The organism is Actinosynnema sp. NPDC020468 (assembly GCF_040642015.1).
Taxonomy (GTDB): domain Bacteria; phylum Actinomycetota; class Actinomycetes; order Mycobacteriales; family Pseudonocardiaceae; genus Actinosynnema.
Genome location: NZ_JBFAEO010000015.1, coordinates 51,173 through 75,850, shown reverse-complemented (window position 1 = coordinate 75,850; position 24,678 = coordinate 51,173). Strand labels below are relative to the sequence as shown.

Below are 24,678 nucleotides of genomic sequence, written 5' to 3'. Positions count from 1 at the left end.
GTCGGGAGACGTGCTGATGAAACCGGACATGACGCCGCGCCACGGCCTCCGCGGCGCGCTCGCCGCGCTCGCGGCGCGCAACGACCACTCCGGCGCGGTCGCGGGCAGCGTGGTGCAGGCCAACGTCATCCAGGACGTGACGCTCGTGGCCGCGCCGGCGGCGGCGCAGGTCAAGCGGCCGCGCCAACTGCCGCCACCGCCGCACGCGTTCGTCAACCGGAGCGACGAGCTGTGCCGGATCGCGCGGGCCGTGACGGCCGGGTCGGGCGGCGCGGCGATCGTGGTGCTGACCGGTCTCGCGGGCGTGGGCAAGACGGCGTGCGCGGTCGAGTTCGGGCACCGCAACGCCGACCGCTTCCCCGACGGGCAGCTGTTCGCCGACCTCGACGGCTACCGGCACGGCGGCACGGTCGCGGTGACCGACGTGGTGGCGGCGTTCCTGCGCGCGTTGGGCGTGCCGTGGGACTACCTGCCGCCGAGCTTCCCCGAACGGGTGGCGCAGTTCCGCAGCCTCACCGCGCGCCGCCGGCTGCTGGTCGTGCTCGACGGCGCGGACCACGCGGCCCAGGTGCGCGCGCTGGTGCCGGGTTCGCCGGGCAGCGCGGTGATCGCGACGAGCAGGCGGCGGCTGAGCGGGTTGGCCATCGACGGCGCGCACGCCGTCGCGCTGCGGCCGCTCGACGGCGAGCACGGCGCGTCGATGGTGGCGCGGATGCTCACCGACGAGCGGGCGGCGGACGACCCGGCGTCGGTGCGCCGGCTGGTGGACCTGTGCGCGGGCCTGCCGATCGCGCTGCGCGTCGTGGGCGCCGAGCTGGGCAGGCTGGACCGCTGGTCGGTCGCCCGGTACGCCCGGCACCTGTCCGATGACCGCCAACGCCTGCGCCGGCTGTCGGTGGAGGGGGACCAGCACGTGGAACACGTCTTCGACGCCGCGTACGGCGAACTGCCGGACCCGGCGCAACGGCTCTACCGACTGCTCGGCCTGCACCCGGGCCCGGACTTCGGGCCCGGCGCGGCGGCCGCGCTCGCCGACCGGCCCGACGAGGACGCCGAGGCGCTGCTCGGCGTGCTGCGCGGGGTGAACCTGGTCGAGGAGCACGCGCCCGACCGGTACCGCTTCCACGACCTCGTGCGGCTGCACGCGCGCGGCGTCGCGGACCGGGACTGCCCGCCCGCGGAACGCGAGGAGGCCCGTCGGCGGGTGGTCGCCTGGTACCTGCTCGGCGCGGCCGCCGCGGACCACGCGGTGCTGGGCCCGGCCCGGTGGCGCCTGGCCCGGCATCCCGTCGCGGACTGGCCGGTCGCGTTCGACGGCGCGTCCGGCAAGCGCTGGCTCGAGGTCGAGCGGACGAACCTGCTGGGCGCCGTGCGACTGGCCGCGGAACTGGGCGACGACGGGTCGGCGTGGCGGTTCTGCGAGGCGCTGTGGGCGCTCTACCACAGCCTCAAGCACCACGCGGACTGGATCGAGGCGCACCGGATCGGTGTCGCGGCGGCGGTCCGGTGCGGCCACCGCGACGCGGAGTGCCGACTGCGCAACCAGTTGGCCCGCGCGCACATCGAGCTGCGCGAGTTCGACGCGGCCCGCGCGGAGATCGCCCTGGCCGAGGGCGCCGTGGTCGGCGAGGGTTACGGGCTGGCGATGGTGCACGAGTCGCGGGGTCTCCTGCTGCGCGCCGGCGGCCACTTCGCCGAGGCCGCGCGCGCGTTCGGCGTGGCGCTGGACGTCAGCCGCCGGCTCGGCGACCCCCGGGCGATCGGCATCCAGGGTTACCAGTGCGGCGACGCGCTGGTGCACGCCGTGCGACCGGCCGAGGCGCTGCCGGTGCTGGACGAGGCGCGGGGACTGCTCGCCGACCTGCACGACGAGTTGGCCACCGCGCGGGTGCACATCGCGCTCGGCCGGGCGTACGAGGCGCTGCACCGGACCGCCGACGCGCGCCGGGTGCTGGACGACGCGGTGGCCGTGACGCGGCACCGCGAGCAGCCGGTGAAGGAGGCGCAGGCGCTGGAGGTGCTGGTGGTCATCGCGCTCGGCGAGCACGACGACGGTCTGCTCCGCACGTCCGCGCAACGGCTCTACCAGCTCTACCGCGAGGCGGGCAACCCGCGCAGCGCCGAGGTCCTCCGCTGGCTGGACCGCCGCTGCTGAGGTGGACCCACCGCGGGCGCCTCGGACAGCGCCACCACGCCTATGACATCGTTGTCGAAGACGGCCAGCACCAGCTCGGGGGTCAGCGGGTGCCCTGTGGACACCCACGCGTTCAGCGCGCAGGCCGCCTGCACCGGCCCGACGCACACCCGCCACGGCCCGACGTCGCGCAACCCCACCACGCACCCGCCGTCGACCGCCGCCGCGGCGACCGACGCGCCCCGGTACTCCTCGAGCGCGCGCCGCACCCACCGCTCCGCCTCGGCGGGTCCGGTCACCTCACCGGTGACCACGACCTCGGCGTTGGACCGCACGCCCGGGTCCACCTCGGTGTCGTCCACCAGCAGGAACACGTCGGCGTCGGGGTCGTGGAACCGCTCGAGCAGATCGGGGAACCGCTCCAGCTCGACCCGGTTGCGGGACTCGCGCACCCGCGCGGACACCAGGTACGCACCGACCGGCTCGGCCTCGCGGGGCGTGAACCGCGGCACCGCGTGCACCCGCGGCTTCGCCCCGGTGATGCCCAGCAGTCCGTGGAGTTCCGCGTAGAGCCGGGCCTTGCCCTCGCCGGGCACCCCGAACACCCGGTCGGTGATCCGCCGCAACGGCTCCGCGTCGGGCCGCCCGAGCGCCTCCTCGACCTGCTTGCGGAACGACGACCCGAGGTCGAGCCGGCGCGCGGCGGCCCACAGGTCGGCCTGCGCCGAGGTGGGCTCGACCTCCGGTCCGCCGTCGCTGACCAGCAGCAGCGGCTTGCCGAGTCCGACGCCGTAGACGGTCACCGAACCGTGGTCGCCGATCACCAGGTCGGAGGCGACGAGCACCGCCTGCCAACTCGCGTCCGGCGGCACCAGCACCAACCCGCACCGCTCCGCGTCCCGGAACTGCTGCCCCACCTCGTAGCGGCTGTGGGCCTGGCTGATGTTCCAGTGCTGCACCAGCGCGACCCGGTACCGCCCGAGCGGCAACTGCGCCACCAGGCGCTGCGGCAGGTCGGGGTCGGCGGCGAGCGTGGCGTGCGGCCCCCAGGTCGAGTTGACGAGCACCAACCTCTCGTCCGCCCCGAGCCCCAACTCCCGCCGGTACCGGTCGCGCTGCCCGCGGCTGAACCGCAACTGGTCCATCACCGGGTCCCCGACGACCACCGCCCGACTTTCCGCCTCGGGACAGGTGCGGCGAAGAAGCGACATTTGTTCTTCGTGCGAAAGCCCTATTTTTGCGGGGATGACTTCCCCACCGGACATCAGTTGGGACCGCGCCACACCTGTGGGTGAACTTCCATCGCCCCCGGTCGTCTCCGGGACCAACCGCGGATATCCCGCGCCGTGGGGAATCGTCATCAGCGGCGCGTCGAGTTCGTGCAGCCTGGAGCTGGTGTGGGAGGCGAGAACGGCGTCGAACCTCGTCGCCACCGCCTCTTCCCACGGCAACACGTGACACCCGGCTTGCGAGAGGTGTTCGCGCAGGTCGCGGTCATACTGGGAGCCACTGTCCACAGTGAACTTGAGCGCCACCCGGCGCGCTGCGATCATCCCGTCCAACTGCTGGAGCAAGCGGAACAACGACGTGGAGTTGCGTGCGGCGACAAGCAGTCCCCGCTCGGTGTCCCACGTGTGTTTGACCATGACCCCATCCGAATCCGAGAAGTCAGATCCCGAAGTGCTTGCTAGCATGAAGGTAGCAAGCATAAGACGAGATGGCTATATGCTACGTTGCAGATAGCCCGGTAGCCGAGTGAAAGGTGACTCCGTGGCACAGGCGACCAACCCTGTAGCCCAGCAGCGACGTCTGCGCACCGAGCTGCGCAGGGCACGCGACCGGGCCAACCGCACCCAAAGGGATGTCGCCGAAGAGCTGGACTGGTCGACAAGCAAGATCATCCGGATCGAAACCGGCGCGGTGAACATCTCCACTACCGACCTGCGCGCCCTCCTGGCCTTCTACGGCGAGCCGGCCGAGCGCATCGCCGAACTGGTCGAGGTGGCCAAGGCGAGCCGCCAACAGGCGTGGTGGGACAAGTACAAGGGCAAGCTGAGCAAGGAGTTGTCGGCCCTGCTCGAACTGGAATCGGCGACGTCGCTGATCCGCCAGTTCCAGACCCTGGTCATCCCCGGGCTGCTCCAGACGGAGGACTACGCGCGGGAAATTCTGCGGCTGTACTCGCGCGAGGACGAACTGGACTTCAAGGTCAAGACCCGCCTTGAACGGCAGCGCCTGGTCCTCGAGGAGGGCGGACCGAAGGCGTTCTTCGTCATCGACGAGGCCGCGCTGCGGCGCTGGGTCGGCGGACCCGCGGTGTTCCGGGCACAGCTCGAACACCTGAAGGAACTCAATCGCCGGCCCGCCGTGTCCATCCAGGTCCTGACCTTCGACAAGGGTGTCCACCGCGGGATACGCGGCAACTTCGAGGTGTTCGAGTTCCCGGACGACCAGGACCACGTGGTGTACCTGGAATGGCCGAGCGGTGTCCAGGTCATCCAGAACGACACCGCGCAGGCGAGCAATTTCGTGGAGATCTTCCTGGAACTGGAAGGTCTCGCCGAACCGAGCGACCGACTCGACGCGGTGATCGACCGATTGCTGGAGGAGGTTCCCCGCTAACCGCCAACTTCACACGCGCTGAGCGCCGTCCTATTCCACTTCGGCCCACGAGGTGCCGGAAGCGGAGCAATGGCGCTCGCTCACTCGGCGGTGGCTCCTCCCGCACCGCCGCGGATATCATGTGTCCACCTCGCCCAAGTCAGGGGCACGGGAGGAGGCCGGCACATGGCGGACGAAGATCCGGAATTCGTGCTCACCTGGCGAAAGAGCACATTTTCCGGTGATCATGGCTGCGTCGAAATCGCGTTCACTCCGAAAACGGCCCACCTTCGCAATACCCGTAATCGTGCGGGCGAGCGGTTGGCATTCGGGGCGGCGGCCTGGACCGCGTTCAGACAGGCAGTGGTCCGTCCGTAGTCGGACCGGCGGGCGCCGGTCCGACTACGGACCGGTCAGGCCAGGTGGATGCGCGGCGAGTACAGGTCGAACCAGTGGTACAGGTCGAGGACCCGGTCCAGGCCCACCCGGTCGGCGGGGTTCATCGTGGTCGCGTCCACTTCGGACGCCCGGTGCACCCACGTGCGGTCCACCAGGTCGAACACCGGGTGGTCCGCCTCCACCAGCACCTCCTTCACCTGCTGCTGCAACGCCTTCGCGTACCCCGGGTCCTGGGTGGACGGGTACGGGCTCTTGACCCGGTCGCGCACCGACGTCGGCAGCACGTGCTCGGTCGCGTGCCGCAGGAGGCTCTTCTCCCTGCCGTCGAAGGACTTCAAGGCCCACGGCGCGTTGTACACGTACTCGACCAGCCGGTGGTCGCAGAACGGCACCCGCACCTCCAGCCCCACGGCCATCGACGCGCGGTCCTTGCGGTCCAGCAGCATCCGCACGAACCGGGTCAGGTGCAGGTGGCACACCTCGCGCATGCGCGCCTCGCGCGGCGACTCGCCGTCGAGCCGGTCGACCTCGGCCACCGCCGTCCGGTACTGGTCGGCGACGTAGGCGCCCAGGTCGAGCGCGCGCAGCACCTCCCCGTCGTACAACGAGGTCCGCCGGTCCGGCTGCGCGGTGAAGAACCCCAGCCACGGGAAGGTGTCCAGGTCGGCCGAGCCGTCGTGGAACCACCGGTACCCGCCGAACACCTCGTCGGCCGACTCGCCGGACAGCGCGACCGTCGACTCCTCCCGGATCGCCTTGAACAGCAGGTAAAGCGACGTGTCCAGGTCGCCCATGCCGGACGGCGAGTCCCGGGCGACCAGCACCGCGCGCCGCGCCTCGGGGTCGCTCAGCGCGGCCGGGTCGAGCACCACGTCCCGGTGCGCCGACCCGACGAGCCGCGCCACGTCCCGCACGTAGGGCGAGTCGGCGGTGTCGCGCATGCCGTCGGGCTTGAAGTTCTCCTCCTGGCCGAGGAAGTCGACCGAGAACGTGCGCAGCACCTCGCCGTGCGACGCCAGGTGCGCGGCGGCCAGCCCGGTGACCGCGCTGGAGTCCAACCCGCCGGAGAGCAGCACGCACCGCGGCACGTCGGCGACCAGCTGCCGGTGCACGACGTCGGTCATCAGCTCGCGCACCCGCGCCACCGTCGTGTCCCGGTCGTCGGAGTGCTCGCGCGCGTCGAGCCGCCAGTAGGTGCGCGACCGCAGACCCTCCCGCGTCACGGTCACCAGCGATCCGGGCAGCACCTCGCGCACGTCCTTCCACAGCGACACCCCGGGCGCCTTGGTGAACGTCAGCAGCTCACGCAACCCGTCGGCGTCGACCACCCGCGCGGCCAGGGGGTTGGCCAGGATCGCCTTGGGCTCGGAGCCGAACAGCACGCCGTCGGGCGTCCGGTGGTAGTAGAACGGCTTGATGCCCATCCGGTCGCGGACCATCACGAGCCGGTCCTCGCGCCCGTCCCAGATCGCGAAGGCGTACATGCCGTTGAGGTGGTCCACCACCGACTCGCCCCACTGGAGGTAGCCGTGCAGCACCACCTCGGTGTCGCTGTCGGTTTCCCAGGCGTGGCCCAGCGCGGTCAACTCCGCGCGCAGTTCGGCGAAGTTGTAGGTCTCACCGCTGTAGATGAGCGCGACGTCGCCGTTCGGGGTGCGGACGGTCATCGGCTGGCGCCCGCCGGGCAGGTCGATGATGGCCAGCCGCCGGTGGCCGAGCGCGACGTGCGTGCGGACCCACGTGCCCTCGTCGTCGGGACCGCGGCAGGACATCGTGGCGGTCATCGCGTCCACGACGTCCTGCCGTCGCGTGAGGTCGGAGTCGAAGGAAACCCATCCGGTGATACCGCACATGCGCGCCTCCCCGTGGCCACTGCTTAGCTACCGCAACTATCTACGGCTCCGGTGTAACACCAACACGGGGATTTGTCTGCCCGAATTGCACTCTCCGTCCTGGTCCGACCACGCTGGGTCGCCAACGCCACCCGGTTACTCGCAGGCGATCCCGTCGCCGTCGGCGTCGAGCTTGTAGATGTCGCGCCCCACGACCCGGATCGGACCGGTGGTGTACGCGGGCCCGTTGCCGCTGCCACCGGCGCAGTCGACGTCGCTCGCGATCGGCACGCACCCGGTGTAGTTCGGGTCGCACCCGGACGCCTGGGGTTGGGTCACCACCGGCGGCGCGGCGACGGTCGTCGTGGGCACCGGCCGAGTCGTGGTCGTGGTTGTGGTGGTGGTTGTCGTCGTCGTGGTGGTCGTGGGCGACGGGGTGGTGGTGGTCGGCACGAGCGTCGTGGTGGCCTTGGCCGCGGTGGTCGTGGCGGCGGTGGTGCCGGTCAACGCGGCCGTGCCCACGTCGGACCGGCGGTTGCCCGCGTTCGCCAGTCCGATCACCAGCAGCACGCCCAGCACCCCGGCCGCGATCCACAGCGGTCGGCGACGCCGCGGCGTCGGCGCGCCCAGCGGCACGGGCAGCGGACCGGCCTGCGGCATGGGCAGCGGACCGGGAACCGGCACCGGAACCGGCGCGACGGCGGCGGCCTCGCGGGGCAGCCGCAGCACGACCTCCAACCCCCGCGTGCCGCGCCGCACCGTCGCCAGGCAGCCCGGACGACCACCGGCCGCGAGCACCCCACCGACCAGGTGCGCGTACCGCCTGCTCATCAACTGGGTCAGCTCGCCGACCCGCCGACCGTCCAGCCGCACCTCCAGGACGAGCTCGCCCTGGTGCCGCCCGGCCGTGGCGGTGCACCAGTCCAGTTCGACGGCCACCTCCCGCCGCCCGCCCGGCACGACCGCGTACCGGGACAGCTCCACCTGGTGATCCTCTTCCCGGGTGACCACGACCGAGACCTCAGCCGCCACCATCACCAGCCCCACAGCCGAGTTCTCGATCACCGCGTCACTCCTCGGGTGCCGACGTTCAGACATCCGGGAATCGGCGGTTCGGCCTAGCCGTTACACCCGGTCACGAACCCATCACAACCTCCGCGCATCGGAAACGGGCGTCCGCCCACCACCGATCACGCCCGGAACGCCGTCGTTGGCGCGCGCCCGTCCGCCGTGCCTAGGCTGGTCGCATGACGGACACCGGTATCCACGAGCGGATCGGCGCGCTGGTCGCCGAGGAGCACGCCCTGCGCGCGAAGGTCGTGGCGGGCGGGTTGCCGCCGGAGGCCGAGCAGGCGCGGTTGCGCGAACTCGAGGTCGCGCTCGACCAGTGCTGGGACCTGCTGCGGCAGCGCCGGGCGCTCCGGCACGCGGGCCAGGACCCGGACGAGGCGGCCGTGCGACCGGCCGGCGAGGTTGAGGGCTACCGCCAGTAGCTCAGCCGACCGGCCCGTCCCAGGACCACCGCGGCACGCCCTGACCGGCCGGCACGCGCTCCGCCGAGTCGGGGTGCGCGACCATGTCCGCCACGGCCCACTCCATGTACCCGCGCAGCGCGGCCCGGAAGTCCTGGTCGGCGGGCAGCCCGGCGTCGTCCAGCGCGAGCAGGAAGCACGCCAGGAACCGGCGGCCGAGGTCGTCCATGTCGCCGTTGCCGGCGTGCATCACCACTACGTCCGTGTGGTCGCCGTACGACCGGGTGTAGTCCGCCGGCCCGCCCCACACCTCGCCCCAGTACGCGGCGAGCCGCTCGACGTGCCGGGGGTTCTGGCCGGGTCGGGTGAACGGGTGGTTCAGCTCGGGATCGGCGACGCACCGGGCGTGGTGCGCCCGGGCCAGGGCCAGCAGCGCCTCGGCGCCGCCGGCGAACTCGTAGAGCGTTCCGCGCACGCCGGGAGCCTGGCACACCTCACGTGGACTTGCCCAGGCTTTCCGCGAGCGGCTAGTCCCACTCCCACACGATGCCGTGCACGCCGGGTGGTGCGTCCAGCACGCAGATGTGGGTCGTGGCGCTCACGCCGATCGACAGCTCCGAGCCCTGCGCGGCGTCCGGGTCGGTGCGGGACCGGTGGAAGCGGTAGGCGCGCACCGGGACGGTGGCCGGGTCGAACGAGACCTGGATCAGCAGTTCGCGGGCCGGGGTGCGCAGGCCGTACTGGATGGTGTCGCCCTGCGGCGGCACGCCCGCGTAGCCGATCTCGTAGCCGAACACGTAGCTCTCGCCGGTGCGCAGCGGGTGGTCGAAGCGCAGTTCCACGGCCAGCAGCTCGCTGCCCGGGTCCGTGCGGACCCGACCGGCCCGGCACCCCTCGGTGCGGACCAGGGTCGGCCGGTGGTCGCCGCGGTCCTGGGGGTGGAAGAAGAGCACCCAGCGGTCGACGCCATCGGCTTTGCTCACCACGACCATCTCGCTGACCACCGACCGCTCGGCGCGGTCCGCGTCGATCCGCACGTGCTCGTGCAGCGACACGATGGACAACCGGTTGTTGCCGTCGAGGTCGATGCCGTCGCACGAGGTCAGCACGGTCGGCTCGAGCTCCAGCGCGGTGGCGAGGCTGATGGTGCCCGGCACGTGCCCGATCCACCGCCCGCGCGGCCGCTGCGGCCCGATCAGCCGGACCAGCGCGTCGCGCGGCAGCACCAGGCAGTCCTCCAGCGCCCGCACCGCCCGCAGCGACCGTTCACCCTCGGGTGAGCGCCGACCACGCCGCCAGTAGCTCAGCGTGGCCTGGCTGACCCGCGCGCCGCGGGCCGACATCCGCCGCTGCACGGCCTCCAGGGACAACCCCCGCAGCCGGATCGCGAGGTCGAGCGCGTCGTGGAACGAGCCCTGGCGCAGGGCCGCCGCCAGTTCGGGGGGCAGGGGAACTGCCGGTTCGCGCGCGGCCGTCGTCACGGTGCCACCTCCCGGATGAGGAGTGCCCAGCATGTGCACCGGGTCCGCACTGTTCAAGGGGTGTCGGCCCGCTGTTCAAAACCGTGAAGGCGGCGTGATCGCGTGAAGTGGCCTGACCTGCGCGAATGATGGAGACGATTAACCCAAATGCGTGAGTATTCACACGACGAGGGCGGGCACCGCCGCAGTGGTGCCCGCCCCGTGCCCGCCGTGCGTGGTGCTCAGCCGAGCGTCAACGCCGTGTCGTCGACCAGGAAGGAGGTCTTCAACGACTGGTCCTCGGTGCCCGCGAACTTCACGGTCACCGTCTGACCGGCGTAGGACGACACGTCGATCGTCTTCTGGACGTACCCGCTGGTCTTGTCCAGGTTGGTGTACGTGCCCACCGCCGTGCCGCCGACCGACACGACGAGCTTGTCGTAGACGGCCGGATCGACCTCGGCGGTGTCGATCCGCAGCCAGAAGCTCAGCGTGGCCCGGCACCCGGCCGGGATCGCCACCGACTGCGAGATGGTGTCGGTGTGCGCCGAGCCCCACCCGCCGAGCCACGCGTCCCACGTGCCGGAGCGCGCCGGCGCCTGGGCGCCGAACTGGCCGATGGCGGTGTTGGGGTCGCTCCACGAGGTGCGGCCCGACTCGAAGCCCGTGTTGGCCAGCTTCTGACCGGAGCACCCGCCGGGCTGGGTGGTCGTGGTCGGCGGCGTGGTGGTCGTGGGCTTCGTCGTCGTGGTGGGCGGCGTGGTCGTGGTGGTGGGCGAGGTGGTCGTGGTCGGCCCGCCGGTGCACGTCGGGTCACCCGACTGGGCCGGCACGCTCACCGCGTCCCACGCGGCCTTGACCGTGTTGAACTCGGCGCAGCTGTTGGGGTACAGGTTCTTCGCGGCCTGGAGCGACCACGTCCGGTACTTGAGGTAGTTGCTGCCCGAGGTCTTCAGCTGCACGGCCCCGTGCATGATCTTGATGGCCTTCTGGAGGCCGAGACCGGTGATCGTGCTGTTGTTGCAGGTGGGGCTGGTCGGCTGGCCGTTGGTCGGGTTGCTGCCCTCGGCGAGCAGGTAGAACCAGTGGTCGCCCGGACCGGCCGCCGCGTGCACCTCGGCGTTCGGGATGCTGCTGGAGTAGCAGTTCGGGTCGTTGTTGTGCTTGGACGGCTGGTACATGTACCGGATCGGCCCGGTGCCGAGCAGGTTGGACCGCTCGCCGATCTCGTAGTCCGGCGGGTCGTACTGCGACGACTCGTTGGCGAACCACTCGGTGGCGGTGCCGAAGGTGTCGGCGATGAACTCCTGGGTGCCGCCGCCGGAGAAGCCGCCGGAACCGGAGTAGTCGTCGATGCCGTGGCCCATCTCGTGGCCCAGGATGTCCAGCGACGCCACCCACTCGCCGCTCGGGTTGTGTCCGATGTAGACGTACGCGGGCCGCGAGTTGTAGTAGTACGCGTTCTGGTCGTCCAGCCCGACGTTGATCTTCCACGCGCCGCCGTTGCCGTTGAAGCTGTTGCGCCCCAACCACTGCGACAGCATCTTGTTCTCGGTCTGCGCGACGTACAGGGCGTCGACGCAGCCGGTCTCCTTGTTGGTGCCGCTGCCGTTGCCCCACGTGTCGTCGGTGCCGGTGAGCACCGTGTCGGTGGCGTAGTCGCGGCACTCCAGCGCGGAGATGCCCGGGTCGCGCAGGTAGTACGTGCTGCCGGACTTCACGGTGTCGAGCGGCAGCGGCGCGGGGCCGTTCCACTTGCCCGTGCCGGTGCCCGCGGCGACGTGCTGCACGGTGCTCAGCACGCGGCCGTCGAGCGCGTCGACGTAGACGCTCAGGCTGCTGAACTCGCCGTCGGAGTCCTTGCCCTCGACGTTGCTCTCGTAGGCGAGGCGGCCGGCGCCGTCCGCGACGACGACCTTCCGCCCGGCGGACACCACCTTCGCGCCGGTCAACTGCCGCAGCGCCACCGCGTCGGCCTGGCCCTGGTCGAGCTTGGCCGCGCGGACGTCGACGTCGCCGAGCGCCCTGGTCTGGGCGACGGAGGTGGCGCGCACGGCGCCGCTGTCGTCGGTGGCGACCACGAAGTCGCCGCCCACGACCGGCAGGTCCTGGTAGGTGCGGTCGTACACCACGTACTGGAGCCCGCCCGCGGACCGCACGGTCCGCTGCACGAACTTGTCCTTGGCACTGGCGAACAACCCGGCGGGCGGGTTGGCCACCAGCGCGGCGGCCCCGCTGGTGGCGTTGGCCTGCGCCTGAGCCGCCGAGACGGCGGGCGGGACGGGAGCGGTGGGCGTCGGCGTGGCGACGGCGGTGCCGATGACCACCATGCCCGCGGCCACCGCACCGCCCAGCGCGGTGAGCCGGTGAGTCGATCTCATCGTGTTCCTTTCCCGGGCACGCCCCGGTCGGCCCGGTAAGGCCACCGGTCACCCGGAAAACGCAGGGGGAGAACAGGTTCCGCGTCGGTGCGAGGGGCCGCCGCGGGCCGAACACGCGAGACGTTAACGCCGCGGGGCGGGCCCGCGACAGGTCCATCACAGCCCGGGATGTTCACCCGCCGGCGCCGTCAAAACCGTTACGCCGCAACAAATTCGGACAAACCGCACGCTACCCGACGGCCCGGCGCGGCGTCCACTGTGGATCTTTCAACCCCACCGGGACCGCCGGTCCGCCGGGCGCGTCATTCCGACCGGGTGTCGAATCGGCACCCGCACAATGGCGTGAGCCGAATGTCGCATTCCCCTTCCACCGATACCGACGGTAATCCATGGCCCATTCGAGTGAGGCCGCAGACATTTCGCCCGTACTGCTACATTCGGGCCGCCCGTGAACAATGGCCGCCCTTTTCCAGGAAGGTGTGAGGATTTGCGCAACCTCCTTTCCGCGTTGACCGCAGTGGCGCTGGTGGTGACGTCGGCGGGTGTGGCGGGCGCCGACGACGACCCGGGCGCGCAGGGCGTCGCGGTGACGCTGGCCCGGTTCGAGACGCCGGACGTCGCCACCAAGGCGTTCACCTACGACACCGCGCTGGTCGAGCCCGGCTCGGCGGTGCTCGTCGTGGGCACGCCGGTGCGCCGGAAGTCCACGAAGGTGCTGTTGAGCGTGCACGGCCTGGTGCCGGACCGGACCTACGGCGCGCACGCCCACCAACGCCCGTGCGGCGCGCTGCCCACCGACGCCGGCGCGCACCACCAGCACGAGGTCGACCCGAAGCAGCCGTCGGTCGACCCCGCCTACGCGAACCCGACCAACGAGATCTGGCTGGACTTCACCACCGACCACCGCGGCCGGGCGGTCGTCACGACCTCCGTGCCGTGGCAGTTCGCCGACCGGCGCGCGGGCTCCGTGGTGATCCACGCCCAGAAGACCAGCAGCGAGCCAGGCAGCGCGGGCACCGCCGGCCCCCGACTCGCCTGCGCGACCGTGAAGTTCTGACACCACACCGTTCCGGATGTCGCGAGAACCGCCGCTCGCGGCGTCCGGCCACCCCGTTTCCGCACGTTGCCGACACGGTTGATCACCGTCCGTGGTAGTTCCTGTCGATCACGCCCGAGGCGTAGCGCCACCACGGGTCGCGACGATGTCCAGGGCAGTCGGTGTGGATGAGGGGTGGCATGTCCGAGCAGTTCGGGCCGTACCGGATCGAGTCGTTGCTCGGACGCGGTGGCATGGGCGAGGTGCACCGCGCCTACGACACGGCGAACGAGCGGTACGTGGCCCTCAAGCGGCTGCCCGCGAGCCTGGCCCACGACGAGGAGTTCCGCGCCCGCTTCCGCCGCGAGGCGCGCCTGCTGTCCCGGTTGAGCGCCCCGCACGTGATCCCGATCCACGACTTCGGCGAGATCGACGGCCGGCTCTACCTCGACATGTTCCTGGTCGAGGGGCGCGACCTGGACAAGGTGTTGGCGCAGGGCAGGTTGTCGCCCGCGCGCACGGTCGACGTGATCGGCCAGCTCGGCTCGGCGCTGGACGCCGCGCACGCGACCGGTCTGGTGCACCGCGACGTGAAGCCGTCGAACGTGCTGCTGTCCCAGGTCGACGGTGCGGATTTCGTCTACCTGCTGGACTTCGGCATCGCCCGCAGCACCTCGGGCACCACCGGTCTCACCGCGACCGGAGCCGCCATCGGCACGCTGGACTACATGGCGCCGGAGCGGTTCGTCACCGGCGAGGCGGACGTGCGCTCGGACGTGTACGCGCTGGGTTGCCTGCTGCACGAGTGCCTGACGGGCGCGAAGCCGTTCCCCGCGGGCAACATGCCCGCCCTGATCCACGCGCACCTGAGCGTGCCGCCGCCCAGCCCGTCGACCGCGGTGCCCGACGTGCCGGTCGCCCTCGACGGCGTGGTGGCCCTGGCGATGGCGAAGGAGCCGACCACCCGCTACGCCACCGCGGGCGCGCTGGCCTCCGCCGCGCGGGCCGCGCTGACCGCCGGCGGGTCCGCGCCGACGCCCACCCGGGTCGAGACGCCGCCACCGCCCGCCACCCGGATCGACGTGGCGCCGTCGTCGCGCCAGCCCGACGCCACCCACACCCGACTGCGACCGGCCGCGTCGGACGTGCCGCGCCAGTCGTTGCCGGGCACTCCCCCGCCGCAGACACCCGCGCCCGGTTTCCCGACACCCGCGCCCGTGCCGCCGCACTCGCTGCCCGGCCGCCCCGCGCCGGTCTTCTACGCCCCGAACACCCCGCCGCCGGGTTTCCCCGTGCCGCAGCCGCAGTTCCGCAACGCCACCCTGCCGCCGATCCCGACCTACACCGGCCCGCAGCCGACGGGTCGCAAGCGCTGGGTGTCGGTGGCGGCGGTGGGCACCGCCGTGGTCGCGATCGGCGGCGCGGTGGCGTTGACGCTGGCGCTGACCAACTCCCCGTCGACCCCGGTGGGCAGTTCCGGCACCACGACCACCACGACGACGACCGACACCACGACGGAAACCACGACCACCACGTGGGAACCGAGCACGACGACGAGCACGAGCACCACCACGACCACGACGACCACCACGCAGCCGGCCCTCGCCGACCCGGAGGTGTCGGGCTCGGTGTCGTTCTACTCGTGCGACCAGGCCGACGTGCCGTCCTCGCCGACGGGCTTCGCCTCCGAGTTCACCGTGACCAACGCGCGCAGCGGCGGCTACCCGATCATCGTGTACTGGATCGACTTCACCGGCGAGTGGCAGCACTGGTTCGACGTGGAGCCGGGCGAGACCAAAACCCAGCAGTCCTACAGCGGCCACCGCTGGTCGTTGAAATACGACAGCTGCCTGGCCGTGTTCTCCGCGCCCGGCGCCATCGTCGTGCGCTGACGAAACCCGATTGCCCGACGCCGGCCGGGTCGGGGACGATGACGTCCCCGGATCGGCACGGCGGAGGACGAGGCACATGGCGGAGCACACGTACCGGATCCTGGTGCGCGGCCGGTTCACCGACCTGGACGACGCGGGTCGCACGCGACTGCTGGCCGAGGTCGACCGGCACAGCATGATCACCAACGGGTTCAGCGACACCGGGAACCTGACCTACGACCGCGGGTTGGACTTCTTCAGCTTCCGGGTGGAGCTGCGCGCCGAGGTCGCGGACGACGACCGCGCGGTGCGGGACCGGGGCATGGCGCTGGCGGCGCGCGCGGTGGAGGCGTTCGACGTCGACTTCCGCGACATGAAGGCGTCCGCGACGGACGTGGACCTGATCAAGATCAACCGACCGCGGCGGCAGGCCTGACCGTTCCGTGATCATGATGTCGCCCGAAGGCCACCGAGTTCGGCGGGCCGGGCAGGCAGACTCCTCCCCGTGGAAAGACTCAAGACCGCGGCGCTCAGACTGGACGCACGCCAGTTCGCCGCGTATTCGACAACCCCGCCCACCCGTCCCGAGTGGACGGCCGCCCGAGCGGGTCTCGCCGCCGGGTCGCTGCTGCTCGTCCTGGTGGTGCTCGCCGGCCTCGTGACCGGCGGGTGGTTGGTGCTGCGGGACTTCCCGTCGCTCACCATCCTCCCCGGACTGGTGCTGATCGCCGTGGCGTGGGCGCTGCGCCCGCGGCTGGGCGTCGAGGACACCCCGTGGTCGGTGATCACCCGGGACGCCGCGCCGACCCTGTTCGCGCTGCTGGACCGGATCGCCGACGCGGCGGACGCGCCCGCGCCGCACGTGGTGGCCCTGGACTTCGAGTTCAACGCGAGCGCGAGCGTGGCCGGCCTGCGCCGCCGCCGCATGTTGACCCTGGGCCTGCCGCTGTGGGGCGTGCTGTCGCCCGGGCAGCGGGTCGCCCTGCTCGGCCACGAGTTCGGCCACTTCGTGAACGGCGACCCGACCCGCGGCCTGCTGACCGCGCCCGCCGTGGCCACGCCGGGAATCCTGGCCGACATGGTGCGGCCCAGTTCGTCCACGACCGGCGCGAACCTCGCGATCGAACTGGCGGAACGGCTGATCGCGCCGCTGCAACGCCTGCTGGCACGCGGTTTCCTGCTGGTGCAGGCGGGTGTGCTGATCGTGGCGCTCCGGGACCGGCAACGGGCCGAGTACTGCGCGGACGCCGTCTCGGTGCGGCTCGCGGGCACCGACGCCGCGGTGGCGCTGCTGGACGACGCCGTCGCGGGCGAGGCCCTCCAGACCGCGATCGCCTCGGCCGAGCGCGCCGTGCAGACCAGCGTCACCGCGCACCGCGACCACCCGGGCGCGACCACGTGGCGAGCCGCCGCGGACCGGGTCCGCCCCGGACTGGACCTCGAGTCGCTGCGCGCCGAGTCGGTGGCCGCGTCGACGCTGTGGCAGGGCCACCCGCCGTCGGGCCTGCGCGCGCGCATCGTCGAATCGTGGCCGCACCAGGACCCCGCGGTGGAGTTGACCGAGGAGGACTCGGCCCGCATCGACGCCGAACTGTCCCGCTGGTACGCCAAGGCCGGTCGCGACCTGGCCTGGTCGTGACGGTGCTCCCCGGTGGCGGTGCGCGCGTCGGCACCGCGCCCGGCCGACGGCGGCACTGACCGCTCGCGGTCGGGACGGCGTCGGGACCCGCTCCGGGCCCCGACGCCCGCCACCGCGCTACGCGCGACCCACGGCCTCCGGGCCGGGGTGCGTCGGGCCGTTCTGCCGCAGACCCAGTTCGTTGCTGTCGGGATCGCTGAAGAACGCCAGTTGTACGCCCTCGCCCACCGGCGTGATCTCGCCGACCTTCACGCCCTTCGCGGTCAACTCGGCCACGGTGCGCTGGATGTCGGCCACCACGAAGGTCGGCGTGGAGCCGCCGGTGCCGGGCGAGCCGCCGGACGCATCGAGCCCGATCGCGATGCCCGGCAGACCCGGCACGTTGAGCTGCGACCACGTCCGCGTCTGGTAGCGGGGGTCCGGGAACAGCCCCAGCGAGTCGGCGTACCACTCGGTACTGGACTGGAGGTCGGTGACATCGAGTTTGGCGACAAAGCCCACGTTGTCACCGAAAAGGGAATTGGACACGGCAGAAACCTCCGTAGCGGAGCGGCTGATCCGACCACCGTTCCGTCGAATCCGCACTGATCACAGCAACCGGGCCCAGTGTGGCAGCGCGTCGGGTCGCCAGAAACGGTTGAGGAGCAGAGCACCCTAAAGTGTGGGTTCAGCACCCTCCGTCCATTGCGGACCGTGACGACGACCGCGAAATCTCGCTCAGCCCTCCGGCCCCGGAGCCGGTGCGACGAGCACCGCGCTCACCCACCCAGGCGAACGGCATCCCGGACCCGCCCTGAGCGCCGACGCGCCGTGGTACCGCGGCCGGCGCCGGACACCGCCGTCATCCGTCCACAGTGGACTCAACGGCGCCGAGCACCAGCGCCCGGACCGCCCAGGCGAAGTCGTCCCCCGCCGGACCGCTCCCGTGCAGGTGCCCGAACGGGTGGGCGTTGAGCAGGTGGCCGAGCAGCAGGTGCCACAGCGAGCGGTACGCGCGCACCGCGTCGTCGTCGGCCAGCCCGGTCGCCCGCAGCCCGGCCACGCAGTGCTCGGCGACGGGCCGCGCGGCGTCCAGGGCGAACTCACCGCCCGCGATCACCTGCGGCCCCCACGGGTGGGCCACCAGGTAGGCGCGCATCGACTGCCACTGGCGCACGACGCCGTCCACCGGGTCCGCGCCGTCGGGCGCGATCAACGGGTACCCGGCGGCGAGCCCCTCGGCGAGCAGGCCCAGCAACTGGCCGCGGTCGGCGATGTGCCGGTACAGCGAGGCCTGCCCGGTCCCGAGTTCCCGCGCCACCCGCCGCAGCGTCAACTCCGCCAGGCCCTCCTCGTCGGCGACCCGACGAGCGGCCTCCACGACCGCGTCCCGGCTCAGCGTGCGCGGTCGCCCGCGAGGGCGTGGCGGATCGCCCGACATGACCGTCACCTCTTTGCGAACGCGGTTCGCCGGAGTGTAGCGTCGCTTTTTGCGAACTACGTTCGCAAATTGGGAGGGGGCGCGGTGGACGCGGAGGCGGACCAGGTGGCGGGGGCACGCGGACCAGCGGGCAGGGCCGGGACGGCGGTCCCGACCTCCCCGCCGCGCGACGGCGCCTCGGGCGTGCTGACCGCGGTGTCCCTCGCCGTGCTGTCCTACGGGTTGATGCAGGTCATGCTCGTGCCGGCGGCCGGCGCGATCCAGCACGACCTGCGCGCGAGCCCGTCCGCCGCGTCGTGGGCGGTGCTGAGCGCGCCGCTGCTGGCGGGCGCGCTGCTGACCCCGACGGCCGGACGGCTGGCCGACCGGCTGGGCAGGCGGCGGGTGCTGGTGTGGGCGTTGGCGCTGCACCTCGTGGGCACCCTCGCCGCGATCGCCGTGCCGGACGTCGGGACGCTGATCGCGTGCCGGGCTGTCCAGGGCGTGAGCCTGGCGTTCCTGCCGTTGGCGCTGGCCGTGGCGCGGGAGGCGCTCCCGCCGGCCCGGGTGCCCGCCGGGTTGGCCCTCGCGACGGGTCTGGTCACCGGCAGCGCGGGCGCCGCGCTGCTGCTCGGCGGCGTGCTGGTGGACCACGCGTCGTGGCGTTGGCTGTTCGTCGTCGGAGCGGCCGTGACGCTGGCCGCCCTGGTGACGACGGCCGCGCTGGTGCCCGTGCTCCCGCCGCCCGACCGCGCCGCGCCGACCGGCCCGCGCGCGAACCGACCGCTGCTGCTCGCGCACGCGGGCGCGTTCCTGTTGGGCGTCAACCAGTTCATGCTCTACGCCCTGCTCCCCCGGCTCGCCGGGTCCGCCGACGGCTTCGGCACGTCGGTGACCGGCGCGGCGCTGATGTTGTTGCCCGGCACGCTCGTCACCATCCCGGCGAGCTGGGCGGTGGGTCGTTTCCGGTCGGCCGCGCGGGTCCCGTTCGCGGTCGGCGCGGCGCTGGCCGCGCTGGGTTCGGCGCTGCTGGCCCTCACCCACGACGGGCCGGTCGCGGTGGCGGCGGTCTACGCGGTCGGCGGCGTCGGTTACGGCCTGGCGATGTCCGCGCTGCCGCGCATGGTCGCCGAGGCGTCGCCGCCGGCCAGGGCGGGCGCGGCGAACAGCGTCAACGCGGTCGCCCGCACGATCGGCGGCGCCGTCGGCGGTCAGGCCGCGGCGTTGGCGGCCGGCACGTCCTACTCGACGGCGTTCCTCGTCGCGGCGGTCGTGGTCGTGCCGGGCGTGCTCCTCGCCCGTCGCGTCCACGCGTGACACCCTGGCGCGGTCACAACTCCGGCCACCCGCGGCGGAGGTGGTCGAACGCGACGTCCAGCGCGGCGAGCGGATCGGCCGCGACGCCCGCCAGGTCCGGGATCTCCAGCACGTACCGCGCCAGCAGCCGCAGCGAGAGGTCGGCCGGGTCCCGACCGGTCTCCTCCGCGATCGCCGCCACGAGCGAGGCCTCGCACCCCGTCCACAGCGACCGGGCGTAGGCGCGCAGCGCGGGCGTGGTGATCACCAGGTCGGCCAGCCGCCGGTACGCCGGGTCGGAACCCGGCCGGAACGGACCCCGGGACGCCAGGAAGTCGCGCAGTGCCACCAACACCGACCCGTCCCGCCCCCGCACCGCCGCCACCAGCGCGGCCTCCCGCTCGGTGCGGTCGCCCAGGACCAGCGCCTCCTTCCCGCCCGGGAAGTGCGCGAACAACGTCGACACGGCCGTGTCGGCGACGTCGGCGATCTCGGCCACCGTCACGCCGTCGAACCCGCGCTCCAGGAACAACCGCGTGGCCGCCGCCGACAACGCCTCCCGCGTCGCCGCCTTCTTCCGCTCCCGCCGCCCGTCCGCCATGCGCCCACCGTAGGTCCTGCCGCTAGTCGCGATGAAATCGAAGTCACTCCGATTTCGAAGCAACTTCGGATACCGTGGTGGCACCGTCACCTTCCCGAGGAGCCGACCATGCGACCGCACCACCCCTGGGACGTGCACCGCCTCCCGCGCGCCGACGACCGGACGTTCCTGGTCACGGGCGCGAACGCGGGCATCGGCTACTTCGTCGCGGAACAACTGGCGGGCACCGGCGCGACCGTCCTCCTGGGCGCGCGCAGCGCCACCAAGGCCGCCCAGGCGATGACCGCGATCCGCGCCAGAGTCCCCGACGCCCGCCTCCACCACCGGCACGTGGACCTGTCCGACCCGACCACCCTCACCGCCGACGGCCTCGACCGCCTGGACGCGGTGGTGTGCAACGCGGGTGTGCTGCTGTCCGGCCCACGCCGCACGACCGCGGCCGGCCACGAACTGACGTTCGCCACCAACCACCTGGGCCACTTCACCCTGGTCGCCAACCTGCTCCCACTGCTGGCCGCCGCGCCGGCCGGACGCGTGGTGACCACGGGCAGCTTCGTGGCCAAGTCCGCGGACTTGGACCTCGCGGACCTCCACTGCGCCCGCGACTACACCCCGGACGGCGCCTACGCGAAGTCCAAACTGGCCCAAATGCTCTTCGGCTTCGAACTGGCCCGCCGCCTGGAAGCCCGGGGCAGCACCACGATCAGCGTGGTCGACCACCCGGGCGGCGCACTGGACACCCTGACCCCACCACGCCCACCGCTACCGACCGCCGGCCCCGCCCGCCGCCTGACCGCCCGACCGGCTGCCCTTGTCCTGCAAGGAAAACACGCCGGAGCCTGGCCCGCGGTCCGCGCCACCCTGGACCCGAACACCCACAACGGCGACCTCTGGGCCCCGCGCGCCTTCGGCCTCCGAGGCACCCCGGTCCGCCACCGGGTCCACCCCACCCTGTCCGACCCGACCACCGCCACCCGCCTGTGGGAAGCCTCCGCCGAACTCACCGGCACAACCCCACCCTGACCCACACCGCGTCGGCCCAGTCATCCCACCGATCGACCGCCCGCGGCCCAGCCAGACCAAGCCGACGCCCACTCTCCACACCGACCCGACCAAGGCCGAAGCACCCCGCCACACCCGCCCTGGCCAAGGCGAAGCCGCAGCGCTCAGCCGTCCACACCGGACCCAGCCAAGCGAACCTTCAGCCTCCACGCCGAGCCCAGCCAAAGCGGACGCGAACCCCCAGTCCCCCACGCCGAGCCCGCAGAGCCCAGCCGAGCGGACCTCCAGCCCTACGAGCCGACCGGCCGCGAGCCTCAGTCCACACACACACACACCCGGCCCCAGCCGACACGAGCGCTCAGCTTCCACACCTGGCGCAGCCAACGCCAACCTCAACCCACGCCGGCCCCAGCACACACGAGCGCTCAGCCCGCACACCTCGCCCGGCCAACACCAACCCTCAGCCCAGCCAACGCGAGCGGTCAGACCTCACACCGGGCCAGGCCAACAAGAAGCCCTCGCCCCCGCACACGCCGAGCCCAGCCGAGTCCTAGCCCGCCGCCCCCGGCGCCGACCAACGCCAAGCCGATCGTCGCCCCCGCCGACCAACGCCAAGCCGATGCCCACCCCGGACACCGGCCCGACCCCGAACCGCTACACCGCGAAGTCCACCTCCGCCGTGTCGACCGTGCCAGCGGTGCGCCCCGGCGCGGTCTGGTAGCGCCAGTACAGGTTCGTGTGCGCGATGACCTGCCCGGGCGGCGGAGCGCCGTACGCCGACAGGTCCTCGGTGGTGTGCGCGTCCCCGACCAGCGTCACGTCGTACCCGCGCGTGAACGCGCCGTGCAGCGTCGACCGCACGCACGCGTCGGTCTGGGCACCGGCCACCACCAGCTTGCCGACCCCGCGCCCGGCGAGCACCGACTCCAGGTCGGTCTCCTCGAACGAGTCGCCGTAAGCCTTGTGCACCACCGGTTCGCCGGCACGCCGCACCAGCTCCGGCACGTACTGCCAGACCTCGCTGTCGCGGGGCAACTCGTCGCTGTGGTGCTGAACCCACACGACCTCGACACCGGCCGAGCGCGCGCGGTCCACCAGCGTCCCGATGTTGGCGACGACGGCGTCCCTCTCGTACGCCCCCTGCACCACACCGTTCTGCACATCGATCACGATCAACGCAACACCAGGCCGGTCTGCGAGCGTGGTCATCGGTTACCTCCCCGAAAGTCGTGACCCAACCCTAATCCCGACCACCGACAATTTCGGGCTCACACGGAATCGGCCAGCCGGTCCAGCACCGCGACGAACGCGCGCCGCTCGGTCGCCGGTACCGACGCCAGGAACCCGGCCTCCATCTCCCGGATGCCGCGCCGGCACGCGTCCACCACGGTCCGACCCGGATCGGTGAGCGCGACCACCCGGTTGCGCCGGTCCGCCGGATCGGGCGTGCGGCTGAGCAGTCCGCGCGACTCCAGCCGGTCCAGGATCGGGATGAGCCTGGTCTTGTCCCGACCCACCGCGACGGCGAGTTCGGACTGGGTCGGCGCGGCGGCGGTCTCCAGCGCGGCGAGCACCACGTAGTCCCACATCTCGACACCCTGCGCGCGCAGGATCGGCGTTTCGGCCTCGATCATCGCCCTGGCCAACCTGGCGAACGACGCGCCGAGGTCGTGGCGCTGCCCCGTCATGGCGCGACAATACCTCTCGACAAATCGTCTACCTGGGTAGATAGTCTACTTATGCAGACCATCTTGGAACTCCACCGCCGCGCGCTGGACGCCCTCCGGCCGATCCTCGACCGGGTGCGCCCCTCCGACCTGACCCGGCCGACCCCCTGCGCCGGTTGGGACCTGCACGACCTGCTCGCGCACATGATCGGCCAGGACCACGGCTTCGCGGCCGCCGTGCTGGCGGACGTGCCCGTCGAGGCGTTCGCGCCCCGCGAGCCGACGCCCGCCACGCACCAGGCAGGCCTGGACGCGGTCGCCGTCGCCTTCGCCGCCGCTCCCCCGTCCCGCCCGGTGCTGCTGGCCGAGTTCGAGAACCACCGGTTCCCGCTGGAGGACGCGGTCGGCTTCCACCTGCTCGACACCCTGGTGCACGGCTGGGACGTCGCCGCCACGATCGGCGTCGACGTCGACTACGAGGGCGACCTGCTGGTCGCGGTGAGCCTCCAGGCCGAACTCGTGCCCGACGGCCCGTCCCGCACCGCGCCGGACGCCGCCTTCGCGCCCGCGCTGCCGTTCGCGGCCGAGGCCACCGGCTGGGTCCGCACCCTGGGCCTGCTGGGTCGCGACCCGGAGTGGACGCCCCTGCTCAGCCGGTGACCGCGGCACATCCTCGGCACGCCCCGGAATCGCTGCACTTTGGAGTGAACGACCTCCCGGAACCGCTCCCCACCCCCCGATTTTGTCGGTGGTCGTCCGGACACTTTGCGCCATGACGAACACCGCGACCCACCTGCTCTCCCACCTGCGCCGCCACCTCACCCGGTGGCTCGGCCGCCGCCGTCCGGCCCGACTCCCGACCTACCCGCCGGCGACACACCCACCCTCGACCACCGACGCGGACCCTCCCCGCTCGTCGCCGCGTGCTTCCCGTCCACCGCGCAGCCCCGGTTCGACGCGAGGCTCAGGCACCGGGCCTGCCCACGTTCTCCGCGAACTCGCCCTCGTAGTTGCCGGGCGGGGTGTAGCGCGCCACGACGAAGGTGCTCGGCGTCGACAGGACGGTCCCGGCCGGGCAGGAGACGACCGCCGCGACGACCTGCGTCGTGGACTTCCACACCAGCTGCGTGAAACTGCCCGTCGCCGCCGAGTAGCCCGGGCTGCCGTAGTCGTAGTCGTCGGCCTGCTTGAGCCACGACGTCACCGCGTCCCCGATCTTCCCCCGGCGCGAGGTCGCGGCGTACAGGTTCTCCCCGTACTGCCCGTTCCCGCCGCCGGAGTGCCGGAACTCGCAGGCCTGCGCGAACCGGAGGGTGTCCGCGTACAACTCCGCGTTCCAGGTCAACGGCCCCGCGCCGTACTTCGCCCGCGCGGCGTTGTGCCGGGCGACCACCTCGTCACTCCACCCGTCGGTCACCCGACCGGTCGACGCCGAGGCGGACCCGGCGCACACCACCATCGCCAGGCAGGCCGCCACCACACCACGTACACGCATCACCAGCACCTCTCTCCTCTGTGGACGACTCCGGATCCTGGGCCCTCACCCCGCTTCCACATCCCCTCGGCGACACCATCGTGTGTCACCCGCCGAGGTGGACCTGACCGTCAACCGACTCACGCCCGGCCACCACCCCGGCACGCGCGCGTACCCCCACAACCCCGGCCACCACCCAGCCACCGCGACCGAGCCGGGCGGGGTGATCATCGCGGCGAGCACCTCCACAGGCCCGAACCCGCGATCCCGTAGCCCTCCGCGAGCTGCACCTGACCACCTCCCGGCTCACGCCCGACCACAACCCGGCACCCGCGCGTGACCCCACAACCCCAGCCGCCACCCGGCCCCACCCAGCCACCGCAGCCGAGCCGGGCGGGGTGATCATCGCGGTGG

The 24,678-nt window shown here is 72.4% G+C and carries 23 protein-coding genes; 11 read left to right on the top strand and 12 right to left on the bottom strand.

Annotation, left to right across the window (positions count from 1 at the left end):
• Positions 1-16 precede the first annotated feature (16 nt).
• Positions 17-2,155, top strand: coding sequence for an ATP-binding protein (locus AB0G50_RS13675; RefSeq protein WP_360106797.1), 2,139 nt, complete (start codon positions 17-19; stop codon positions 2,153-2,155).
• On the opposite strand, the gene AB0G50_RS13670 is transcribed toward AB0G50_RS13675, so the two are convergent.
• Positions 2,092-3,300 (bottom strand): hypothetical protein, encoded by a 1,209-nt coding sequence (locus tag AB0G50_RS13670; protein ID WP_360106794.1) that lies wholly within the window; start codon positions 3,298-3,300, stop codon positions 2,092-2,094. The two genes, AB0G50_RS13675 and AB0G50_RS13670, sit on opposite strands and share 64 nt — an antisense overlap.
• Before the next feature lie 604 nt (positions 3,301-3,904).
• Here AB0G50_RS13670 and AB0G50_RS13665 point away from each other — a divergent pair.
• Complete coding sequence (locus AB0G50_RS13665; protein ID WP_360106791.1) at positions 3,905-4,756, top strand: helix-turn-helix transcriptional regulator; 852 nt, start codon at positions 3,905-3,907, stop codon at positions 4,754-4,756.
• Positions 4,757-4,921: 165 nt separating this feature from the next.
• Positions 4,922-5,113 (top strand): DUF397 domain-containing protein, encoded by a 192-nt coding sequence (locus tag AB0G50_RS13660; RefSeq protein ID WP_360106788.1) that lies wholly within the window; start codon positions 4,922-4,924, stop codon positions 5,111-5,113.
• Positions 5,114-5,148: 35 nt separating this feature from the next.
• On the opposite strand, the gene asnB is transcribed toward AB0G50_RS13660, so the two are convergent.
• Both asnB and AB0G50_RS13650 read right to left on the bottom strand, forming a co-directional pair.
• Complete coding sequence (gene asnB / locus AB0G50_RS13655; protein WP_360106785.1) at positions 5,149-6,987, bottom strand: asparagine synthase (glutamine-hydrolyzing); 1,839 nt, start codon at positions 6,985-6,987, stop codon at positions 5,149-5,151.
• A gap of 135 nt (positions 6,988-7,122) precedes the next feature.
• Positions 7,123-8,031, bottom strand: coding sequence for a hypothetical protein (locus AB0G50_RS13650; RefSeq protein WP_360106782.1), 909 nt, complete (start codon positions 8,029-8,031; stop codon positions 7,123-7,125).
• A 182-nt stretch (positions 8,032-8,213) separates the two neighbouring features.
• On the opposite strand from AB0G50_RS13650, the gene AB0G50_RS13645 reads away from it, so the two are divergent.
• Positions 8,214-8,459: a DUF2630 family protein gene (locus tag AB0G50_RS13645; protein ID WP_360106779.1), complete on the top strand. Its 246-nt coding sequence runs from the start codon at positions 8,214-8,216 to the stop codon at positions 8,457-8,459.
• Between the two features lies 1 nt (position 8,460).
• Here the strand turns inward: AB0G50_RS13645 and AB0G50_RS13640 are convergent, their stop codons facing one another.
• The 3 genes from AB0G50_RS13640 to AB0G50_RS13630 form a co-directional block, all read right to left on the bottom strand.
• Positions 8,461-8,913: an oxidoreductase gene (locus AB0G50_RS13640; protein ID WP_360106776.1), complete on the bottom strand. Its 453-nt coding sequence runs from the start codon at positions 8,911-8,913 to the stop codon at positions 8,461-8,463.
• Positions 8,914-8,965: 52 nt separating this feature from the next.
• On the bottom strand, positions 8,966-9,919 hold the full coding sequence (locus AB0G50_RS13635; RefSeq protein ID WP_360106773.1) for a helix-turn-helix transcriptional regulator: 954 nt from the start codon (positions 9,917-9,919) through the stop codon (positions 8,966-8,968).
• A gap of 221 nt (positions 9,920-10,140) precedes the next feature.
• The gene (locus tag AB0G50_RS13630) at positions 10,141-12,279 is read right to left on the bottom strand and encodes a M4 family metallopeptidase (RefSeq protein ID WP_360106770.1); all 2,139 of its coding nucleotides are present in this window, start codon (positions 12,277-12,279) and stop codon (positions 10,141-10,143) included.
• 487 nt (positions 12,280-12,766) lie between these two features.
• Here AB0G50_RS13630 and AB0G50_RS13625 point away from each other — a divergent pair, with 487 nt between their 5' ends.
• The 4 genes from AB0G50_RS13625 (at position 12,767) to AB0G50_RS13610 (ending at position 16,825) form a co-directional block, all read left to right on the top strand.
• A complete protein-coding gene (locus AB0G50_RS13625; protein ID WP_360106767.1) occupies positions 12,767-13,336 on the top strand; it encodes a superoxide dismutase in 570 nt (189 codons plus the stop codon).
• 179 nt (positions 13,337-13,515) lie between these two features.
• A complete protein-coding gene (locus AB0G50_RS13620) occupies positions 13,516-15,207 on the top strand; it encodes a protein kinase (RefSeq protein WP_360106764.1) in 1,692 nt (563 codons plus the stop codon).
• Positions 15,208-15,283: 76 nt separating this feature from the next.
• Complete coding sequence (locus tag AB0G50_RS13615) at positions 15,284-15,622, top strand: DUF6204 family protein (protein ID WP_360106761.1); 339 nt, start codon at positions 15,284-15,286, stop codon at positions 15,620-15,622.
• 69 nt (positions 15,623-15,691) lie between these two features.
• Positions 15,692-16,825 (top strand): M48 family metallopeptidase, encoded by a 1,134-nt coding sequence (locus AB0G50_RS13610; RefSeq protein ID WP_360106758.1) that lies wholly within the window; start codon positions 15,692-15,694, stop codon positions 16,823-16,825.
• A gap of 117 nt (positions 16,826-16,942) precedes the next feature.
• On the opposite strand, the gene AB0G50_RS13605 is transcribed toward AB0G50_RS13610, so the two are convergent.
• The gene (locus AB0G50_RS13605) at positions 16,943-17,353 is read right to left on the bottom strand and encodes a VOC family protein (RefSeq protein WP_360106755.1); all 411 of its coding nucleotides are present in this window, start codon (positions 17,351-17,353) and stop codon (positions 16,943-16,945) included.
• A gap of 313 nt (positions 17,354-17,666) precedes the next feature.
• Positions 17,667-18,245: a helix-turn-helix domain-containing protein gene (locus tag AB0G50_RS13600; RefSeq protein WP_360106752.1), complete on the bottom strand. Its 579-nt coding sequence runs from the start codon at positions 18,243-18,245 to the stop codon at positions 17,667-17,669.
• Positions 18,246-18,329: 84 nt separating this feature from the next.
• Here AB0G50_RS13600 and AB0G50_RS13595 point away from each other — a divergent pair, with 84 nt between their 5' ends.
• Positions 18,330-19,541: an MFS transporter gene (locus tag AB0G50_RS13595; protein WP_360106749.1), complete on the top strand. Its 1,212-nt coding sequence runs from the start codon at positions 18,330-18,332 to the stop codon at positions 19,539-19,541.
• A 13-nt stretch (positions 19,542-19,554) separates the two neighbouring features.
• On the opposite strand, the gene AB0G50_RS13590 is transcribed toward AB0G50_RS13595, so the two are convergent.
• On the bottom strand, positions 19,555-20,121 hold the full coding sequence (locus tag AB0G50_RS13590) for a TetR family transcriptional regulator (RefSeq protein WP_360106746.1): 567 nt from the start codon (positions 20,119-20,121) through the stop codon (positions 19,555-19,557).
• Positions 20,122-20,229: 108 nt separating this feature from the next.
• Between AB0G50_RS13590 and AB0G50_RS13585 the strand changes: the two genes are divergently transcribed.
• Positions 20,230-21,144 (top strand): SDR family NAD(P)-dependent oxidoreductase, encoded by a 915-nt coding sequence (locus AB0G50_RS13585; protein WP_360106743.1) that lies wholly within the window; start codon positions 20,230-20,232, stop codon positions 21,142-21,144.
• Positions 21,145-21,777: 633 nt separating this feature from the next.
• On the opposite strand, the gene AB0G50_RS13580 is transcribed toward AB0G50_RS13585, so the two are convergent.
• Both AB0G50_RS13580 and AB0G50_RS13575 read right to left on the bottom strand, forming a co-directional pair.
• Positions 21,778-22,332 (bottom strand): cysteine hydrolase family protein, encoded by a 555-nt coding sequence (locus AB0G50_RS13580; protein ID WP_360106740.1) that lies wholly within the window; start codon positions 22,330-22,332, stop codon positions 21,778-21,780.
• Between the two features lie 59 nt (positions 22,333-22,391).
• A complete protein-coding gene (locus AB0G50_RS13575) occupies positions 22,392-22,811 on the bottom strand; it encodes a MarR family transcriptional regulator (protein ID WP_360106737.1) in 420 nt (139 codons plus the stop codon).
• 51 nt (positions 22,812-22,862) lie between these two features.
• Between AB0G50_RS13575 and AB0G50_RS13570 the strand changes: the two genes are divergently transcribed.
• Entirely contained in the window at positions 22,863-23,450 is a 588-nt protein-coding gene (locus AB0G50_RS13570) for a TIGR03086 family metal-binding protein (protein ID WP_360106734.1), read from the top strand.
• A gap of 304 nt (positions 23,451-23,754) precedes the next feature.
• On the opposite strand, the gene AB0G50_RS13565 is transcribed toward AB0G50_RS13570, so the two are convergent.
• Positions 23,755-24,285, bottom strand: a complete 531-nt coding sequence (locus AB0G50_RS13565; RefSeq protein ID WP_360106731.1) for a CAP family protein — start codon at positions 24,283-24,285, stop codon at positions 23,755-23,757.
• Positions 24,286-24,678 lie beyond the last annotated feature (393 nt).

Coding starts and splice junctions, on each gene's coding strand:
- AB0G50_RS13580 (WP_360106740.1), bottom strand. CDS start 22,332: ATGACCACGCTCGCAGACCGGCCTGGTGTTGCGTTGATCGTGATCGAT.
- AB0G50_RS13570 (WP_360106734.1), top strand. CDS start 22,863: ATGCAGACCATCTTGGAACTCCACCGCCGCGCGCTGGACGCCCTCCGG.
- AB0G50_RS13600 (WP_360106752.1), bottom strand. CDS start 18,245: ATGTCGGGCGATCCGCCACGCCCTCGCGGGCGACCGCGCACGCTGAGC.
- AB0G50_RS13585 (WP_360106743.1), top strand. CDS start 20,230: ATGCGACCGCACCACCCCTGGGACGTGCACCGCCTCCCGCGCGCCGAC.
- asnB (WP_360106785.1), bottom strand. CDS start 6,987: ATGTGCGGTATCACCGGATGGGTTTCCTTCGACTCCGACCTCACGCGA.
- AB0G50_RS13615 (WP_360106761.1), top strand. CDS start 15,284: ATGGCGGAGCACACGTACCGGATCCTGGTGCGCGGCCGGTTCACCGAC.
- AB0G50_RS13675 (WP_360106797.1), top strand. CDS start 17: ATGAAACCGGACATGACGCCGCGCCACGGCCTCCGCGGCGCGCTCGCC.
- AB0G50_RS13620 (WP_360106764.1), top strand. CDS start 13,516: ATGTCCGAGCAGTTCGGGCCGTACCGGATCGAGTCGTTGCTCGGACGC.
- AB0G50_RS13565 (WP_360106731.1), bottom strand. CDS start 24,285: ATGCGTGTACGTGGTGTGGTGGCGGCCTGCCTGGCGATGGTGGTGTGC.
- AB0G50_RS13575 (WP_360106737.1), bottom strand. CDS start 22,811: ATGACGGGGCAGCGCCACGACCTCGGCGCGTCGTTCGCCAGGTTGGCC.
- AB0G50_RS13630 (WP_360106770.1), bottom strand. CDS start 12,279: ATGAGATCGACTCACCGGCTCACCGCGCTGGGCGGTGCGGTGGCCGCG.
- AB0G50_RS13660 (WP_360106788.1), top strand. CDS start 4,922: ATGGCGGACGAAGATCCGGAATTCGTGCTCACCTGGCGAAAGAGCACA.
- AB0G50_RS13645 (WP_360106779.1), top strand. CDS start 8,214: ATGACGGACACCGGTATCCACGAGCGGATCGGCGCGCTGGTCGCCGAG.
- AB0G50_RS13590 (WP_360106746.1), bottom strand. CDS start 20,121: ATGGCGGACGGGCGGCGGGAGCGGAAGAAGGCGGCGACGCGGGAGGCG.